This is a genomic window from Rathayibacter sp. VKM Ac-2754 (assembly GCF_009807095.1).
Classification (GTDB): Bacteria; Actinomycetota; Actinomycetes; order Actinomycetales; family Microbacteriaceae; genus Rathayibacter.
This window is the reverse complement of record NZ_WUCC01000005.1, coordinates 84,487-100,839: the sequence shown is the minus strand read 5'-3', so window position 1 is coordinate 100,839 and position 16,353 is coordinate 84,487. Positions and strand designations below refer to the sequence as shown.

The window sequence follows — 16,353 nt, the reverse complement described above, 5'->3', positions numbered from 1 at the left end:
GATGGACATCTGCGCGGGCGGAGCGCTGGACGCGACGGTCGCTGCGAGGCGATCCGATGGAAGGGATGTCTGCTCATGACACGGATCCGCACGGCCGAGGACGTGGGCGCGATCATCCGTGCACGGAGAAGACGGCTGGAACTCACGCAACAGGAACTGGCTCAGAGGGCCGGCGTCTCCCGGCAACTGATCGTCGCGCTCGAGCACGGCAAAGAGCGGGCGGCTCTGAGCTCGCTGCTCCGAGTCCTGCTGGAGCTCGACTTGGACGTCGACCTCTCGCCGAGCGGTGCGGGAGCGACGGACTCGGAGCGGGAGCCGGCGATCGACCTGTCGCGATACCTCTCCGGCTTCATCGAGATGGAGACGCCATGACCCGTCAGCTGATCGTCTTCATCGGCGGTGTCCGGGCAGGAGTCCTGGAGTGCGAGGTGCGCTCGTCTCGCTTCACCTACGACGAGGCGTAATCGATTCTCGATCGCCCGGGCGATCTCTCCCCCGTCAGTGATGAGGAGATAGGGCGCCAGATCCGGGCGATGAACACCGATCCGAGCACGTGGACGTTCGACGAGCACAACGGACGGTTCAGCCTGGCAGGCGCGCAGGCCAAGTTCGGGCTGCTCCGGCAGAGAGGCGAGTGGATGCTCCCGACCGGTTCCGTGCCGTCCACGCACATCCTCAAGCCGGGGATCCCTTCGTACCGGGCGAGCGCTCTGAACGAGCACGTGTGCCTGGAGCTCGCACGTCGGCTGGGGCTCATTGCTGCGCGTTCTCGGATCGGGCGATTCGACGGCGAGACCGCCGTCATCGTCGAGCGGTACGACCGTTATCGGCTCGGTGAGGATGCGTCGACAGCGGGAGGATCCGAGGGACGAGTCGTCCGGATCCATCAAGAGGACTTCTGTCAGGCGCTCTCGGTCATGCCGTCTCAGAAGTACGAGGACGATGGAGGGCCCGGCCTGCCGAGCATGGCCGCACTCCTTCGACGACACCTTCGCTCGGGACCGGCACGGGACAGCATCGAGAGGCTGCTTCTCGCTGTCGCGTTCAACTGGCTCGTCGCCGCGCCGGACGCTCACGCGAAGAACTACTCCGTCCTCCTCGCCGGTGGACAGGTGGCTCTCGCCCCTCTGTACGACATCGCCAGCCTCACGCCCTACCCGGACTACCGCGCGTCGACGATGCGTCTCGCGCAGAAGGTGGCTGGGGAGTACAGAATCGCCGAGATCGGCGCCGTCCACTGGCGTCGAGAAGCTCGAGATCGTGGGCTCGATCCGGACGAGTTCGCGACCCGGGTCGAGGAGCTCGTCGCAAAGGCGCCGCCGCACATCGAGGAGATCTGCGCCGATCAGGATCTTCTGTCCATCTACCCGGACTTCGTCGAGACGCTTCGCGCGGCGCTGCAAGAACGCGTCGCGGGCGCAGCGTCCTCGCTCCGCTGAGGGACCGTCCGGTCGGGGCTGACGTCGGTGCTCCTCCTCGACTCTCGTGGAAGGCTCGGCCGTCAGTCGCGCTCCGCGACGATGCGGGCGATGCGCTCGGGGACGGTGTCGTCCTGGAGGCTCGTCACATCGCCCAGGGGCCGGCCGTCGCGGATGTCGCCGAGCAGGCGCCGCATGATCTTGCCCGAGCGGGTCTTGGGCAGGTCGGGCACGAGCACGACGTCGCGGGGCTTCGCGATCGGCCCGATCGCGGTCGCCACGTGGTCGCGGAGGCCGGCCGACAGCGAGGCCGCGAGGGCGTTCCAGTAGGCGGGGTCCTCGCGGCCGCGATCGATGGCCTCGTCGGAGGGGATCACGAACGCCGCGATCGCCTGGCCGGTGACCGCGTCGGCGACGCCGACCACTCCGGCCTCGCCGACCGCGGGGTGCGCGACGAGCGCCGACTCGATCTCGATCGTCGACAGGCGGTGTCCGGAGACGTTGATCACGTCGTCCACGCGCCCGAGCACCCAGATGTCGCCGTCGCTGTCGTACTTGGCGCCGTCGCCCGAGAAGAACCAGCCCTGCTCGGCGAAGCGGGCCCAGTAGGAGTCGCGGTACCGCTCGGCGTCGCCCCAGACGGTGCGGGCGAGAGCCGGGCCCGTGCCGTCGACGACCAGGTAGCCTCCGGAGCCGTTCGGCACGCGGCGGCCCTCGTCGTCGACCACGAGCGTGCTGAGCCCGGGAAGGGCTCCGAGCGACGAGCCGGGCTTGAGCGTCGAGACGCCCGGCAGCGGGCACATCACCGCCGCGCCCGTCTCGGACTGCCACCAGGTGTCGACGATCGGGCAGCGCCCGGCGCCGATGTTCTCGTGGAACCACACCCACGCCTCGGGGTTGATCGACTCGCCGACCGTGCCGAGCAGGCGCAGGCTCGAGAGGTCGTACTCGGCGGGCACGCCCTCGTTGAACCACGTCATCAGGGTGCGGATCAGGGTCGGCGCCGTGTAGTAGACGGTGACGCCGTAGCGCTCGATGATCTCGAAGTGCCGCGCCGTGTGCGGAGTGCTCGGGGTGCCCTCGTAGATCACCTGGGTGAGCCCGTTCGAGAGCGGCCCGTAGATCTCGTAGGTGTGCGCGGTCACCCAGGCGAGATCCGCGGTGCACCAGTGCACGTCGTCGGGCTTCGCGTCGAAGACGGCCCAGTGCGTCCACGAGGCCTGCGTCAGGTAGCCGCCGCTGGTGTGGACGAGGCCCTTCGGCTTCCCGGTCGTGCCCGAGGTGTAGATGATGAACAGCGGCGTCTCGGCGTCGAAGGCCTCGGCCTCGTGCACATCGCTCTGCGCGTCGACGACGTCGTGCCACCAGACGTCGCGGCCCGGGGTCCAGGGGATGTCGGGGGTCTCGTCGCCGGTGCGGCGGACGACCAGCACGTGCTCGATCGCGTTCTCGCCCGAGACCGCGTGGTCGGCGTTCTCCTTGACCGGGACGGCCTTCCCGCGGCGGAACTGCCCGTCGGTGGTGACCAGGAGCTTCGCCCCCGTGTCCTCGACGCGGAACCGGACCGCCTCGGCCGAGAACCCGCCGAAGACCAGCGAGTGGATCGCTCCGATGCGCGCGATCGCCAGCGTGATGACGACCGTCTCGGGGATCACCGGCAGGTAGACGACGACGCGGTCGCCCTTCCCGATGCCGAGCGCCGTGAGCGCGTGCGCCGCCCGGGCGACGTCGCGCTGCAGCTGGGCGTACGAGATCGAGCGGCGGTCGCCGCGCTCGCCCTCGAAGTGCAGGGCGACCTTGTCTCCGCGGCCGGCGTCGACGTGCCGGTCGACGCAGTTGACGGCGACGTTCAGCCGGCCGCCCTCGAACCAGGTCGCCCGCGGGACGGAGAGGGTGCCGTCCTCCTGCGGCAGCGCGGGCTCCCAGCGGTGCGCCGTCTGCCAGGCCTCCGCCCAGTCGAGTCGGCGGGCCGCCTCCTCCCAGAACGCGACCGGGTCGGCGGCCGCGCGGGCGTAGGCCTCCGCGCCGACGTTCGCCTCCGCGGCGAAGGCCGGGGGTGCGGGGAACCGGCGGGTCTCGTCGAGCAGGTTCGCGATCGTCTCGGTCATCGTGCGGGTCCTTCGGGGGGTCGGAGCGAGGTCATGCCCACTTCTTCACGGCGTAGCGCTGGAACACGCCGACCACGGCGTCGGTGAGCTTGCCGAGCACGGCGAGCAGGATGATCGCGAGGAACACGCGGTCGATCCGCCCGTTGTTCTGGCTGTCGATGAGCCGGAAGCCGAGGCCCATCGACGAGGCGATGAGCTCGGAGGCGACGAGGAACAGCCACGACTGCGCGAGTGCCAGCCGCAGCCCGGCGATCACCGAGGGCACGACGGCCGGGAGCTGCACCGTGGTGAACAGCCGCACGCCCGAGAGGCCGAAGGCGCGCCCCGCCTCGACGAGGTGCCGGTCGACATGACCGAGCGCCGTGGCGACGGTCGTGAAGACCGGGAAGAAGGCGCCGATCGTGATCAGCGTGATCTTCGACTCCTCCCCGATGCCCAGCCAGAGCAGCAGGAGCGGCACCCAGGCCAGCGACGGCACCGCGCGGATCGCGCCGAGGGTCGGGCCCAGGACGACCTCCCACAGCCGCGACAGGCCGAACAGAGCGCCGACCACCAGGCCGAGCGCGGAGCCGATCCCGAAGCCGATCAGCACGCGCTGGGTCGAGATCGCCACGTCCTGCCCGAGGTCGCCGCGCTGCGCGAGGTCGATCCCCGCCGTCCACACCATCGCGGGGGAGGGGAAGACCGACAGCGACACCAGCCCCGTGGTCGTCGCGATCTGCCAGGCGGCGAGCAGCGCGATCGGGAGGATCGCCCCTCCGACGAGCACGAACCAGCGCCGCGAGGACAGCGGCCGCGACCGGCTCGCCTCGTCGTCGCGGAGCCGCTTCCGCGACGCCTCGACGCTCGGACCGACGACCGCTGCCCCGACCGCTCCCGGCGCTTGCACCAGCCCGCCGCCTCCGCGCACGAGGTCGGCGTCGGTCACGGACTCGTCGTCTCGGATCGTCATCGTCGTCTCCTCGTGCTCGAACTCGGGGTCGGGGCCGGACGGCTCAGGCGCCGATGGTGTCGGGGTCGGCCGCCTTCGCGTAGGTGTCGTCGAGCAGCGAGTCGAGCGCGTCGTCGACCTGGCTCTGCGCGGCGACGTCGCCGTTCTCGACGAAGATCGGGCCGATCACCGCGAGGACGTCGGTCTGCGCGGATCCGGGGACGTTGTCGACGTCGAGGTTGCTGCGCTCGGTGATGACGGTCGAGGCGACGGCCGGGTCGATGCCCGCGACGGCCGCGAGGATCGACGCGGTCTCGTCCTGGTTCTCGAGCGCCCAGGCGCGGGCGTGCTCGTAGGCGTTCACGACGGTCTGCGCGAGGTCGGGCTTCTCGGCGAGGAAGCTCTCGGTGGCGTTGAGCAGCCCGTACGAGTTGAAGTCGACGTTGCGGTAGAGCAGCGTCGCGCCGGCCGCCTCGGCACCGGCCATGATCGGGTCGAGCCCGGCCCAGGCGTCGACCGACCCGTTCTGCAGGGCGGCCCAGCCGTCGGCGTGCTGCAGGTTCTGCACGGTGACGTCGCCGATCCCGAGCCCGGCCGCCTCGAGCGCCTGAACGAGGAAGAAGTAGGGGTCGGTGCCCTTGGTCGCGGCGATCTGCTTGCCGGCGAGCTGCTCGACGCTGGTGATGCTCGAGCCGGCGGGGACGACGAGAGCCGCCCACTCCGGCTGCGAGAAGATGTCGATCGTCTTGATCGGCGATCCGTTGGAGCGGGCGAGGAGCGCGGCGGAGCCGGCGGTCGAGCCGACGTCGATCGCCCCGGCGCGCAGCGCCTCGTTGGCCTTGTTCGAGCCGGCCGACTGCACCCAGGTGACGGTGACGTCCTGCTCGGCCAGGGCCGCCTCGAGCCAGCCCTTCTCCTTGATCACCAGGCTGAGCGGGTTGTAGGTCGCGAAGTCGAGCGTCAGCGTGCCGCCCTGGGTGAGCGCACCGGACGCTGCGGGTGCCGCTGCCGCGCCGCCCGAGCCCTCGCCCTGCACGCAGCCGGCGAGGAGCGGGACGGCCGCCGCGGTGAGCAGGCCGGCGAGCGCGGTGCGGCGCGTGAGCGGATTCGTGGTGAACGACATGGGTGCCTCGACTTCGGTACAGGTGCTGATGGGAACGAGTGTGGGGGGCTGGGGGAGGGGATGAGCGGGCACTGAGCCGGATCGGTGGACGACTCCGGAGAAGGCCGCTCGGGGAGGAGTCAGTGCCGTTCGATGCCGAGGCCGGCCAGCAGGTCGGCGCGCCGCTCGGCGAGCTCTGCCGACCCGCGATCGCGGGGCCGCGCGCCGGGGACCGTCATGATCCGCTGGATCCGGGACACGCCTCCGGGCTCGTCGCGCCCGAGCAGCACGATGCGGTCGGCCAGCTGCAGGGCCTCGTCGACGTCGTGCGTCACGAGCAGGATCGTTGCCGGAGCGGCCGCGTGGACATCGAGCAGCAGGTCCTGCATGCGCAGGCGCGTCAGCGCGTCGAGCGCGCCGAACGGCTCGTCGAGCAGCAGCACCCCCGGGTTGCGGGCGAGCGCGCGGGCGAGCGAGGCACGCTGGGCCATTCCCCCCGAGACCTCGCGGGGCCGGGAGCGGGCGTGCGCCGTCAGCCCGACCAGCGCGAGCAGCTCGTCGACGGCGGCGCGGGCGGCCTCGCGCGAGGTGCCCCGGGGCAGCCCGAGCGCCACGTTCGCCGCGATCGTCCGCCAGGGCAGCAGCCGCGGCTCCTGGAACGCCACCGCGCAGCGCGGATCGATCCCGGACACCGGCCGGCCGTCGATCAGCACCGACCCGGCGGTCGCGGTGTCGAGGCCCGCGGCGATCCGGAGCAGGGTCGACTTGCCGCATCCGCTCGGCCCGAGGATCGCGATGACCTCGCCCGCGGCCACGTCGAGGGTGACGTCGGTCAGCACAGGGGCGCCCGGCGCGAAGGTGCGCGCGACCGACTCGAAGCGCACCGGGAACGCCGACTGACCGAGCTCGGCGTCGAAGGCCAGGCTGGTGCGGGAGGGCGTGTCGGTCATGGGGCTCCGGGGCGGCGGGGCGGGCGGGCGGACCGTCACGATCGTACGGAGCCGCCCCGCCTCCTCCGATTCCGCGACGACACGCGGAGTAACAGAGGGCCCGCGGGACTACGCCCGGACGAGCACCAGCTCGTCGAGGCCGAGACGCGTGCGCGGTGCGACCTCGCGCTCGCGCAGCTTGTCGTTCGGCAGCTCGTCGGGCGCCGCGAGCACGCCCACGGCGGCGACGGTCACGGGCTCGAAGCGCTCGTCGACGTCGAAGGCCGCGCGGATGCCGTCCTTCTCGAAGCCGGCCATCTGGTGCACGTGCAGCCCCTCGTGGTGCGCCTGGATGCTGAGGTGCGCGACCGCCTGGCCGAGGTCGTACACGGCCCACGGGCGCGCGTCGCCCTCGGCGTCGACGGTCTCGGTGAGCGCGACGATCAGCACGGCCGCGGAGCCGGCCCAGACGGCGTTGAAGCCCATCAGGTTCTCGACGATGCGGTCGAACTCGGGCGTGCCGCGTCGCGCGACGATGAAGCGCCAGGGCTGCGTGTTGCTGGCGGAGGGGGACCAGCGCGCGGCCTCGAGCAGCGAGGTGAGGGTCTCGGTCGAGATCTCGGTGGAGGCGTCGTACGAGCGCGGGCTCCAGCGCTCGGCGAGGACCTCGAGGATCGGGGCGCTGGTCGAGGCGGTGCGGGGGGCCGTCAGGGTCATGAGGAGCTTCTTTCTGAGAGTGCGGAGAAAGGTCGGGCTCCGTTGCCCGATGAGGTCAACCCGCGGGTCGGCGCCTGCATTCCCGGGCCGCGCGTTCGCCCACGGAGGAGCACGGAGTCCTGTCGGTGCGAAACGGTACGGTGGTGGACGGCGTGGTTCCCCGCGCTCCCATGATCACGAATCTGATGGAGGATCATCACATGGCCCAGCACTTCGACGTCGTCGTCCTGGGGGCGGGCCCCGGCGGCTACGTGGCCGCGATCCGCGCAGCGCAGCTCGGCAAGTCCGTCGCCGTCGTCGAGAAGCAGTACTGGGGCGGTGTCTGCCTCAACGTCGGCTGCATCCCGTCGAAGGCGCTGCTGCGCAACGCCGAGCTCGCCCACATCTTCCACTCGCAGGCCAAGCAGTTCGGCATCTCGGGTGACGTCTCCTTCGACTTCGGCGCGGCGTTCGACCGCAGCCGCAGCGTGGCCGAGGGCCGCGTCAAGGGCGTCCACTTCCTGATGAAGAAGAACAAGATCACCGAGTTCGACGGCACCGGCTCGTTCACCGGCCCGAAGGGCATCGACGTCGAGCTGAGCAAGGGCGGCACGGAGTCGATCACCTTCGACGACGCGATCATCGCGACCGGCGCGAGCGTCCGCCTCCTGCCGGGCGTCGAGCTGAGCGAGAACGTCGTCACCTACGAGACGCAGATCATGACCCGCGACCTGCCCGACACGATGGCCATCGTGGGCGCGGGTGCGATCGGCATGGAGTTCGCCTACGTCCTGAAGAACTACGGCGTCGACGTCACGATCATCGAGTTCATGGACCGCGCCCTCCCCAACGAGGACCCGGACGTCTCCAAGGAGATCCAGAAGCAGTACAAGAAGCTCGGAGTCGAGATCCTCACCTCGACCAAGGTCGAGTCGGTCGTCGACAAGGACGGCTACGTCACCGTCACGTACACCGGCAAGGACGGCACGCAGTCGACCCTCGAGGTCGACAAGGTCCTCATGTCGATCGGCTGGGTCCCGCGCGTCGAGGGCTTCGGCCTCGAGAAGACCGGCGTCGAGCTCACCGAGCGCGGCGCGATCGCGATCGACGACCACATGCGCACCAACGTCCCCGGCATCTACGCCATCGGCGACGTCACCGCGAAGCTCCAGCTCGCGCACGTCGCGGAGGCGCAGGGCGTCGTCGCCGCCGAGACCATCGCCGGTGCCGAGACCCAGACGCTGGGCGACTACCGGATGATGCCGCGCGCGACCTTCTGCCAGCCGCAGATCGCCTCCTTCGGCCTCACCGAGAAGCAGGCGACCGACGAGGGCCACGAGATCACCGTCACGACCTTCCCGTTCATGGCGAACGGCAAGGCGCACGGCCTCGGCGAGCCCACCGGCTTCGTGAAGCTCATCGCGAGCAAGAAGTACGGCGAGCTCCTCGGCGGCCACATGATCGGACCGGACGTCTCCGAGCTGCTCCCCGAGCTCACGCTCGCGCAGAAGTGGGACCTCACGGCCACCGAGCTGGCGCGCAACGTGCACACCCACCCGACGCTGTCGGAGGCGCTCCAGGAGGGCTTCCACGGCCTCAAGGGGCACATGATCAACCTGTAGGCCCCGTCTGCCGCCACCTCCGGCTCGCAGGATCCGCTTCGGCTCGTCCGATCCGCCGGATCCTGCGAGCCGGACGTGTTTCCGCGAGCCGAACGTCGTCGAGCGTCATCTCCGGCTCGCAGGATCGCGTTCGGCTCGTCGAATCCGGCGCATCTCGCGAGCCGAAGGTGTTCCCACGAGCCGAACTCGCCCGGCAGCTGTCTCCGGCTCGCGGAATCCCATTCGGCTCGCGAAATCCGCGAGTTCCTGCGAGCCGAACGTGTTTCCACGAGCCGAAGGTGCACCCCGACGCCGGATACCGTGGACGGATGGATGCGCGCCTCCTCGACCACCTCGCCTCCGCCGCCTGGCCGCCGCTCGAGCGACGCGACCTCGACGGCTGGCAGCTGCGCGCCGCCTCCGGAGTCACCAAGCGCGCCAACTCCGTGCTCACCTCGGGCCCCGTCCCCGACGTCGCGCGGGCCATCGCAGAAGCGGAGGAGTTCGCCCGGGACCGCGGGATCCCCCCGCTCTTCCAGCTCGGCCCCGCCAGCGATCCCGCAGACCTGCCCGACCTCCTCGCCACCCGCGGCTACGAGCCCCACGACCGCACGCTGATCCTCACCGGCTCGGTGGCGGAGGCCCTCGCCGCGCTCCCGGAGGCCGGCATCGAGGCCTGCGCGGTCCCCGACGACGACTGGATGTCGCTCTGGTGGTCGGTCGACGGCCGGGGCGGGGCGGCCGAGCGCGACGTCGCCCAGCGGATCCTCGCGGGCTGCGACTCCTCCTACGCCCTGCTGCGCGACGAGGGCGGCCCCGCGGCCTGCGGGCGGCTCGCCCACGTCGCGGCTCCCGACGGCGAGCAGTGGAGCGGGCTCTTCGCGCTGGCGACCCGCCCCGACGCGCGCCGGCGCGGGCACGCCTCCGCGGTCGTCCGCACCCTGCTCGAGCGCGCGCGCGGCGAGCGCTTCTGGCTGCAGGTGCTCGCCGACAACGCCGGGGCCCGCCGCCTCTACGCCTCGCTCGGCTGCCGCGAGTCCTCCTGGTACGAGTACTGGCGGGCCTGACCCGGCGCCCTCAGCCGATCAGGGCGCGGGCGACCGCGTCGGCCCGCGCGGCGTCGCCCGTGACCTGCACGCGCCACCAGACCGAGTCGGCGACCACGTCGATCTCGCACGAGCCGCCTCCGCAGCCCGAGAGCGCCCGGTCGCCGAGCCCGTCGAGCGGCGTCAGCGGGATCGCGAGCCCGGAGGTCAGCGACAGGTTCTGCCAGCCCTCCACGCCGTTCGGCAGCACGTCGACGCTCAGCCCCGCGTAGGTGCTGCTGGTCGGGTCGGTCCAGGTGCAGGAGGCGTATCCCGCCCGGGCGGCGGCCGCGGCCGGCGCGGTCGCCGGGGCGGCGCCCTCCGTGCCGGCGCCGGGCGTCGCCTGGGCGAGCCCCGCGGTCGTCGTGAGCTCCTCGGCCGTGAGCAGGTCGGCGCAGACCGGAGTGTCGGCGGTGATCGGCTCGTCGAGCCTCCCGCTCGCGGCGTCCGCCGTCTCGGAGACGAGGGCGGCGAGGTCGGCGTCGGCCGGCGCCTCCGTGAGCTCGATCGTGACCCAGGTCGTCCCGGCGAGGAGGTCGACGTCGCACAGGGTGTCGGCGCACGCGCTGTAGGCCTCGACGTCGGTCGCGAGCCGTGTTCCCGGGTGCGCCGCCGCCGCGAACGCCTCGGCCGCGTCCTCGAGGGCCGAGGCGGTGATCGACGCCGCGCCGTCCTCCCGGTACCAGGAGCAGGCGAGCAGCCCGCCGTTCTCCTGCGCGGCCTCGCGGATCAGCTCGGACGAGCCGCGGACGGCGACCTCGCGGGTCCCCTCGAGATCGCTCGACGGCACGGCGAGGGCGGCCGACGCGCGCCCCACGGGCAGCAGGTCGTCGCAGTCGAGCCGCGAGGAGGCGGTGGCGGTCGGAGTCGCGCTGGCCGTGGGGCTCGCGATCGGCTCCGCGGCCGTGCAGCCCGCCAGCGCGACGAGCACCGCGATGCCCGCGGCGACCGCCCGGAGCCTCACGCGGCCAGCTCGCGCTCGATCGCCGCCGTGAAGGCGTCGATGTCGGCCTCGGTGGTGTCGAACGAGCAGACCCAGCGCACCTCGCCGGTCGCCGGGTTCCAGTCGTAGAAGCGGTAGCCCTCCCGGAGGCGGTCGGCCACGCCCGCGGGCAGGGCGGCGAACACCGCGTTCGCGTGGGTCGGCTGCGTGAACGCCAGTCCGCGGATCCGCCCGGCCGCCACGGCCTCGTCGAGGTGCGAGCGGAGGCGCGCCGCCATCGAGTTCGCGTGCCGCGCCGAGCGCAGCCACAGCGCCTCCCCGGAGCCGTCGCCCAGCATCGCGAGGAACTGCGCCGAGATGAAGCGCATCTTCGACGACAGCTGCATGTTGGTCTTGCGGAGGAACGTCAGCCCGCTGGACGCGTCGGGATCGAGCACCACGATCGCCTCGCCGAGCAGCATGCCGTTCTTCGTCCCGCCGAACGACAGCACGTCGACACCCGCATCGGTCGTGAACGAGCGGAGCGAGCCGCCCAGCGCCGCCGCCGCGTTCGCGATCCGCGCGCCGTCCATGTGCAGCCGCATCCCGCGGGAGTGCGCGTGGTCGGCGAGCGCCCGCACCTCCTGGGGCGTGTAGACGGTGCCGAGCTCGGTCGACTGCGTGATCGAGACGACGAGCGGCTGGGCGCGGTGCTCGTCGCCGAACCCCCACGCCTGTTCGTCGACGAGCGCGGGGGTGAGCTTGCCGTCGGGGGTGTCGACGGTGAGGATCTTGATCCCGCCGACCTTCTCGGGGGCGCCTCCCTCGTCGGAGTTGATGTGCGCGGTGCCGGCCGACACCACGGCGCCCCAGCGGGGCAGCATCGACTGCAGCCCGGTGACGTTCGCTCCGGTCCCGTTGAAGACGGGGAACGCCTGCGCCTGCTCGCCGAACTCGCGGCGGAACGCCTCCTGGAGCCGCTCGGTGTAGACGTCCTCGCCGTACGCGATCTGGTGCGCGCCGTTGGCGGCCGCGATCGCCGCGAGCACCTCCTCGTGCACGCCGGAGTAGTTGTCGGAGGCGAAGCCGCGGAGGTCCGGATCGTGCAGAGTGCTCATTCCCCCATCTTCGCAGCCCCTCGCCGGGCAGGTCCCCGACGCGTTCCGCGCCCCTCCGTCGCGTGGTGGAGGAGTGGACGTCTCATGACCCGGGAGCCGATTGCCGTCAAGAAGTTGGTATCGGCTGGGCGGCAGGCCACTCTTGTCCTATGCGCATGGACACTTCGGGGGCCGTTCGCGACATGCCCGCCCCGCCCGGGGTGGACGAGATCGCGGCTCGCTTCGGCGACCCGGTCGTCACGTTCGCTCCTCAGCCCCGCCTCGAGGAGTTCGCGGCGGCCCAGACCATGGCGCTCGGGCGGTTCGTCGAGATCTCCCTCTCGTACTCGTTCTTCCGGAATCCGCGCAATCGCGCCGATCCCGTCAACCAGGTGCCGCTCACTCCCGAGCAGAAGCGCGCCATCGAGCGGGCCGAGAACGACCACCTCCCGCCGTGGATGGTCGACCAGGTCACCCGGATGCGGTACCCGGTGCTCTGGGAGGCGGTCCGCACCTCCGTGCCGATCCCCGCCGAGCGCAGCCGCCCCCTCGAGTCGCGTCTCGCCGCGCACATGGGCGACGTGCTCCGCAACACGTTCCCGGGCCGCGTCCGCACCCGTCGCGGCGGGATGCCGGTGGTGGCCGCGGCACTGCGCGACGAGGACGTCGTCCGAGGCGTGCCGGTCGTCGTCGACGGGGAGGCGCTGCGCGGCTACCGGGTCGACACCGATCCCGACGTGATCGCCATCGGCGCGCGGGTCGACGGGCGCTACATGACCGTCGTGCTCGACCGCAAGATCGCGCCCGACATCCGGATGGAGTTCGTCCGCCGGGTCCCGCCGCGCGTGCAGGCGCCCCGCCGCTGAGCCCCGGTATCCGCCGACAGGCCCTACGACCGCCCCGGCACCGCGATCCCGTGCTCGTAGGCGAACACGACCGCCTGGATGCGGTCGCGCACCCTCAGCTTCATCAGGATCTTCGAGACGTGCGTCTTCACGGTCGCCTCGCCGACGAACAGCTCCGCCGCGATCTCGGCGTTCGACCAGCCGCGCGCCAGGTGCACCAGGACCTCGCGCTCGCGATCGGTGAGCTCGGCGATGCCCGGGTGATCGGCGGCCGGCCGGGCCGGATCGGCGGTGAAGCGCTCGAGCACGCGGCGCGTCACGTCGGGCGCCAGCATCGCGTCGCCGCGCGCGACGACCTGCACGGCCTCGACGAGGTCCTCCGGCGACGCGTTCTTGAGGAGGAAACCGCTCGCGCCGGCCGACAGCGCATCGAAGAGGTAGTCGTCGCGATCGAAGGTGGTGAGGATCAGCACGCTCGAGCACAGGCGCGGATCCTTGACGATCTCGCGGGTCGCGGCGAGGCCGTCCAGGCCCGGCATCTGGACGTCCATGCAGATGACGTCCGGGCACAGCTCGGCGGCGCGGTCGATGGCCTCGCGGCCGGTGCGGGCCTCGCCGACGACGACGATGCCCGGCTCGGACTCGAGGATGATGCGGAACCCGGCACGGACGAGCTCCTGGTCGTCCACCAGGAGGACGCGGATGTCCTCGGTCATGCGCGGCCCCCGCTCGCTCGATCCTGGCGCCCCCTCGACGCCCCGGACGACGCTACCGCCTCGGCCGTGTCCTCTCCGTCGATGCCGCGGACGGGGGTCAGCGGGACATGCGCGTGCACGCGGTACCCGCCGTCGTGCGGGCCCGTCTCGACCCAGCCGCCCACCGCGGCGGCGCGCTCGCGCATGCCGGTCTGGCCGAGGCCGCACGAGGCGGGGACGGTCGGGTGCGGTCCGGTGCCCCCGTCGTCGGCCACTTCGAGCTCGACCGCCCCGGGGAGGTAGCGCAGGCGCACCTCGGCGTGCGCGCCCGGGCCGGCGTGCTTGCGGACGTTCGTCAGCGACTCCTGGGCGATGCGGTAGAGGCTCAGGCCGACGGTCGCCGGGATCTCGCGCGCGTCGCCCGACTCGCGGAACACCGTCGGCAGCCCGGAGCCGGTCGAGGCGGCGACGAGCTCCTCGAGCGCCGCGACGCCCCTCGTCGAGGCGGAGTCGGTCAGCGGGCTCGCGGTGACCTCCTCCGTGCGCAGGGCGACCAGGATGCGGTGCAGCTCCTCGATGGCCGAGCGCGCGTCGTTCTCGATCGCGCTGAGCGAGCGGGCGGCCTTCTCGGGGTCGCGCGCCAGCACGCGTCGGGCGGCGCCGGCCTGCACGCCCATCACGCTGACGTGGTGGGCGACGACGTCGTGCAGCTCGCGGGCGATCCGGAGGCGCTCCGACGTCACGGCCTGCCGCGAGGATCGCTCCCGCTCGTCGTCGAGCTCGGCGGTGCGGGCCTGGAGGGCCTCGAGGCGGCGCGCCGACTGCCACGACGCCTCGCCGAAGACGTAGGCGCTGCCGAAGTAGAGCAGGTTGACCAGCAGCACCAGCGCCGACTCGGCCACGTAGGGCGAGAGCACGCCCGACGAGTCGGAGGACGGCACGGCGCGCCCCATCCAGTCGCCGGTGACGAGGGTGCTCACCAGCCAGCCGAGCAGGGCGACGGCGATGAGGATGCGCACGAGCAGCGCCACCCGCCGGTCGCGTCCCCACGCGCCGACCGTGTAGATCGCGAGGAACAGGCAGATCTGGTTGAACAGCGACTCGGGCACCTGCAGCACGAGCCCGAGCGTGTAGACGACGGCGAGGAGGATCGCGACGGTCGCCGGGAACCGCCTCCGCAGCGCCAGCGGCAGCGTCATGGCGCCGGCCCACCCCGCACTGACCAGGGGGTGGGCCGCGTCCGGGAAGCCGGCGGAGGTGTACAGGGCGACGGAGGCGAGGGTCGCCACGAGCAGGACGCCCGCGCCGATCGCGTCGCGCACGTGGTTCGCGCGACTCGGCGGCCGCCGCGCCCAGCCCGCGGCGAAGGGGTCGACGACGGCGGCACGGGACATGGTGTCCACGCTATCCGACGGCCATCGGCGAGCGACGGGTCCGTGACGCCAGGAGTCGCTCAGCTGCGCCCGGTGATCCCCGCCGTCGACGCGATCACGTCGGTCATCTTCTTGCCGAGGGCCTCGTAGAACATCGACAGCGGGAACTCGTCGTCCAGTACCGCGTCCGTCAGCCCCCGCGGGGCGCCCAGAAGCACCTCGTCCGGCAGTCCGCGGGCCCACGCCGAGGCGGGGTGCGGCGTGAGCACGGAGGCGATCAGCGCGTGCGCCGCCAGCCAGTGCGCCGTCTTCGGCCGGTCGATGGAGCGCCAGTACAGCTCGTCGATCGCGTCCGAGAGCGCCACGACGACGTCGGCGACCCCGTCCCACTCGACGGCGAGCCGGGTGTCGGTCCAGTGCAGCACCCGGTGCTGGTGCAGCCACGCGAACAGCAGCTGACCGCCCAGGCCGTCGTAGTTGCGCACCCGCGAGCCGGTCAGCGGGAACCGGAAGAGGCGGTCGAAGAGGATCGCGTACTGCACGAAGCGCGCGCGCTCGGCGAGCGCCTCCTCCTCGTCGCTCCGCCCCTCGATCAGGGCGAGCCCGCGCTCGATCGCGACGGCCTCGCGGAACGCGGTGAGGTCGCAGCGCAGCTCCTCGAGCGAGTAGAGGAAGAACGGCATCCGCTGCTTGATCATGAACGGGTCGAACGGCAGATCGCCGCGCATGTGCGTGCGGTCGTGGATGAGGTCCCACATCACGAACGACTCCTCGGCCAGGCGCTGGTCGGCGAGCAGTCGCCGGGCGTCCTCGGGCAGCTCGAGGCGGGTGACCGCCGCCGCCGCGGTGACGACCCGGCGGAACCGGGCGGCCTCGCGGTCGGCGAAGATCGCTCCCCAGGTGAAGGAGGGGATCGCCCGCATCGCGACCGTCTCGGGGAAGAGCACGGCGCTGTCGGTGTCGTAGCCGGCGGTGAAGTCGACGAACCGCACCGGCACGAACATCGCGTTCGAGTAGTCACCGGCCTCGAGCTCGGCCACGAAGCGCGGCCAGACCACCTCGACGAGGACCGCCTCGACATGCCGGTCGCGGCTGCCGTTCTGGGTGTACATCGGGAAGACGACGAGGTGCCGCCGGCCGTCGACGCGGTCGAGCTGCGGCTGGAAGGCCTGCAGCGAGTCGAGGAAGTCGGGGACGCCGAGGCCGTCGCGGCTCCAGCGCTCGAGGTCGACGACCAGCGCGGAGAGGTAGGCGGAGTCGTGGGGGAACGCGGGGGCGAGGGCCTCGACGGCGCCGACGATCCGCTCGACCGCGGCGCGCGCCTCCGGGAGCCGGTCCTGATCGGCGAGCGACCCGTCCTGGGCCTGCAGCGGCTGGAGGGCGGTGGCGGCCGCCTTGAGGTCGAGCCAGGCGGAGGAGGACTCGACGCGGTCCTCGACGACCTCGGGTTCTCCGACGACGGTGCTCTGCACGAATGGCGACATGGTGATCCTCCTCACGCTCGTATTGCCCGGTGGAACGGGCCCGATGCGGCCCGACTCCGAGCGTATG

At 72.1% G+C, this 16,353-nt stretch carries 15 protein-coding genes; 5 read left to right on the top strand and 10 right to left on the bottom strand.

The window, feature by feature from the left end; translation table 11 throughout:
* The first annotated feature begins 75 nt into the window (after positions 1–75).
* Both GRS92_RS10040 and GRS92_RS10035 read left to right on the top strand, forming a co-directional pair.
* Positions 76–372, top strand: a complete 297-nt coding sequence (locus tag GRS92_RS10040) for a helix-turn-helix domain-containing protein (RefSeq protein ID WP_159855820.1) — start codon at positions 76–78, stop codon at positions 370–372.
* A 161-nt stretch (positions 373–533) separates the two neighbouring features.
* A complete protein-coding gene (locus GRS92_RS10035; RefSeq protein ID WP_159855818.1) occupies positions 534–1,439 on the top strand; it encodes a HipA domain-containing protein in 906 nt (301 codons plus the stop codon).
* Positions 1,440–1,501: 62 nt separating this feature from the next.
* Here GRS92_RS10035 and acs read toward each other — a convergent pair whose 3' ends face one another.
* The 5 genes from acs to GRS92_RS10010 all read right to left on the bottom strand — a co-directional run bounded on the left by acs (position 1,502) and on the right by GRS92_RS10010 (position 7,205).
* Positions 1,502–3,526, bottom strand: a complete 2,025-nt coding sequence (gene acs / locus GRS92_RS10030; RefSeq protein WP_159855816.1) for an acetate--CoA ligase — start codon at positions 3,524–3,526, stop codon at positions 1,502–1,504.
* 31 nt (positions 3,527–3,557) lie between these two features.
* Positions 3,558–4,478 (bottom strand): ABC transporter permease, encoded by a 921-nt coding sequence (locus tag GRS92_RS10025; protein WP_159855814.1) that lies wholly within the window; start codon positions 4,476–4,478, stop codon positions 3,558–3,560.
* A 43-nt stretch (positions 4,479–4,521) separates the two neighbouring features.
* Positions 4,522–5,580: an aliphatic sulfonate ABC transporter substrate-binding protein gene (locus tag GRS92_RS10020; protein ID WP_159855812.1), complete on the bottom strand. Its 1,059-nt coding sequence runs from the start codon at positions 5,578–5,580 to the stop codon at positions 4,522–4,524.
* 119 nt (positions 5,581–5,699) lie between these two features.
* Complete coding sequence (locus GRS92_RS10015; protein ID WP_159855810.1) at positions 5,700–6,509, bottom strand: ABC transporter ATP-binding protein; 810 nt, start codon at positions 6,507–6,509, stop codon at positions 5,700–5,702.
* Between the two features lie 108 nt (positions 6,510–6,617).
* Positions 6,618–7,205 (bottom strand): nitroreductase family protein, encoded by a 588-nt coding sequence (locus tag GRS92_RS10010; RefSeq protein WP_159855808.1) that lies wholly within the window; start codon positions 7,203–7,205, stop codon positions 6,618–6,620.
* A gap of 200 nt (positions 7,206–7,405) precedes the next feature.
* Between GRS92_RS10010 and lpdA the strand changes: the two genes are divergently transcribed.
* Positions 7,406–8,806, top strand: coding sequence for a dihydrolipoyl dehydrogenase (lpdA, locus tag GRS92_RS10005; protein WP_159855806.1), 1,401 nt, complete (start codon positions 7,406–7,408; stop codon positions 8,804–8,806).
* 308 nt (positions 8,807–9,114) lie between these two features.
* A complete protein-coding gene (locus tag GRS92_RS10000) occupies positions 9,115–9,852 on the top strand; it encodes a GNAT family N-acetyltransferase (protein WP_159855804.1) in 738 nt (245 codons plus the stop codon).
* Between the two features lie 10 nt (positions 9,853–9,862).
* On the opposite strand, the gene GRS92_RS09995 is transcribed toward GRS92_RS10000, so the two are convergent.
* The gene (locus tag GRS92_RS09995) at positions 9,863–10,834 is read right to left on the bottom strand and encodes a hypothetical protein (protein WP_159855802.1); all 972 of its coding nucleotides are present in this window, start codon (positions 10,832–10,834) and stop codon (positions 9,863–9,865) included.
* Positions 10,831–11,910, bottom strand: a complete 1,080-nt coding sequence (locus GRS92_RS09990; protein ID WP_159855801.1) for a threonine aldolase family protein — start codon at positions 11,908–11,910, stop codon at positions 10,831–10,833. Before GRS92_RS09990 ends, GRS92_RS09995 begins: the two co-directional genes overlap by 4 nt.
* 155 nt (positions 11,911–12,065) lie before the next feature.
* Between GRS92_RS09990 and GRS92_RS09985 the strand changes: the two genes are divergently transcribed.
* The gene (locus GRS92_RS09985; protein ID WP_159855799.1) at positions 12,066–12,755 is read left to right on the top strand and encodes a hypothetical protein; all 690 of its coding nucleotides are present in this window, start codon (positions 12,066–12,068) and stop codon (positions 12,753–12,755) included.
* Positions 12,756–12,778: 23 nt separating this feature from the next.
* On the opposite strand, the gene GRS92_RS09980 is transcribed toward GRS92_RS09985, so the two are convergent.
* Genes GRS92_RS09980 through GRS92_RS09970 form a run of 3 tightly spaced genes read right to left on the bottom strand, consistent with a single transcriptional unit; the run spans position 12,779 to position 16,286 of the window.
* A complete protein-coding gene (locus tag GRS92_RS09980; RefSeq protein ID WP_159855797.1) occupies positions 12,779–13,450 on the bottom strand; it encodes a response regulator in 672 nt (223 codons plus the stop codon).
* The gene (locus GRS92_RS09975) at positions 13,447–14,823 is read right to left on the bottom strand and encodes a sensor histidine kinase (protein ID WP_159855795.1); all 1,377 of its coding nucleotides are present in this window, start codon (positions 14,821–14,823) and stop codon (positions 13,447–13,449) included. Before GRS92_RS09975 ends, GRS92_RS09980 begins: the two co-directional genes overlap by 4 nt.
* Positions 14,824–14,882: 59 nt before the next feature.
* Positions 14,883–16,286 carry a DUF6421 family protein gene (locus GRS92_RS09970; RefSeq protein WP_159855793.1) on the bottom strand — a complete coding sequence of 468 codons (1,404 nt, stop codon included), beginning with the start codon at positions 16,284–16,286 and terminating at the stop codon, positions 14,883–14,885.
* Positions 16,287–16,353 lie beyond the last annotated feature (67 nt).

Bases quoted from the DNA above. Each gene is read 5' to 3' on its own strand.
- GRS92_RS10040 (WP_159855820.1), top strand. From the start codon at position 76: ATGACACGGATCCGCACGGCCGAGGACGTGGGCGCGATCATCCGTGCA.
- GRS92_RS10035 (WP_159855818.1), top strand. From the start codon at position 534: ATGAACACCGATCCGAGCACGTGGACGTTCGACGAGCACAACGGACGG.
- acs (WP_159855816.1), bottom strand. From the start codon at position 3,526: ATGACCGAGACGATCGCGAACCTGCTCGACGAGACCCGCCGGTTCCCC.
- GRS92_RS10025 (WP_159855814.1), bottom strand. From the start codon at position 4,478: ATGACGATCCGAGACGACGAGTCCGTGACCGACGCCGACCTCGTGCGC.
- GRS92_RS10020 (WP_159855812.1), bottom strand. From the start codon at position 5,580: ATGTCGTTCACCACGAATCCGCTCACGCGCCGCACCGCGCTCGCCGGC.
- GRS92_RS10015 (WP_159855810.1), bottom strand. From the start codon at position 6,509: ATGACCGACACGCCCTCCCGCACCAGCCTGGCCTTCGACGCCGAGCTC.
- GRS92_RS10010 (WP_159855808.1), bottom strand. From the start codon at position 7,205: ATGACCCTGACGGCCCCCCGCACCGCCTCGACCAGCGCCCCGATCCTC.
- lpdA (WP_159855806.1), top strand. From the start codon at position 7,406: ATGGCCCAGCACTTCGACGTCGTCGTCCTGGGGGCGGGCCCCGGCGGC.
- GRS92_RS10000 (WP_159855804.1), top strand. From the start codon at position 9,115: ATGGATGCGCGCCTCCTCGACCACCTCGCCTCCGCCGCCTGGCCGCCG.
- GRS92_RS09990 (WP_159855801.1), bottom strand. From the start codon at position 11,910: ATGAGCACTCTGCACGATCCGGACCTCCGCGGCTTCGCCTCCGACAAC.
- GRS92_RS09985 (WP_159855799.1), top strand. From the start codon at position 12,066: ATGGACACTTCGGGGGCCGTTCGCGACATGCCCGCCCCGCCCGGGGTG.
- GRS92_RS09980 (WP_159855797.1), bottom strand. From the start codon at position 13,450: ATGACCGAGGACATCCGCGTCCTCCTGGTGGACGACCAGGAGCTCGTC.
- GRS92_RS09975 (WP_159855795.1), bottom strand. From the start codon at position 14,823: ATGTCCCGTGCCGCCGTCGTCGACCCCTTCGCCGCGGGCTGGGCGCGG.
- GRS92_RS09970 (WP_159855793.1), bottom strand. From the start codon at position 16,286: ATGTCGCCATTCGTGCAGAGCACCGTCGTCGGAGAACCCGAGGTCGTC.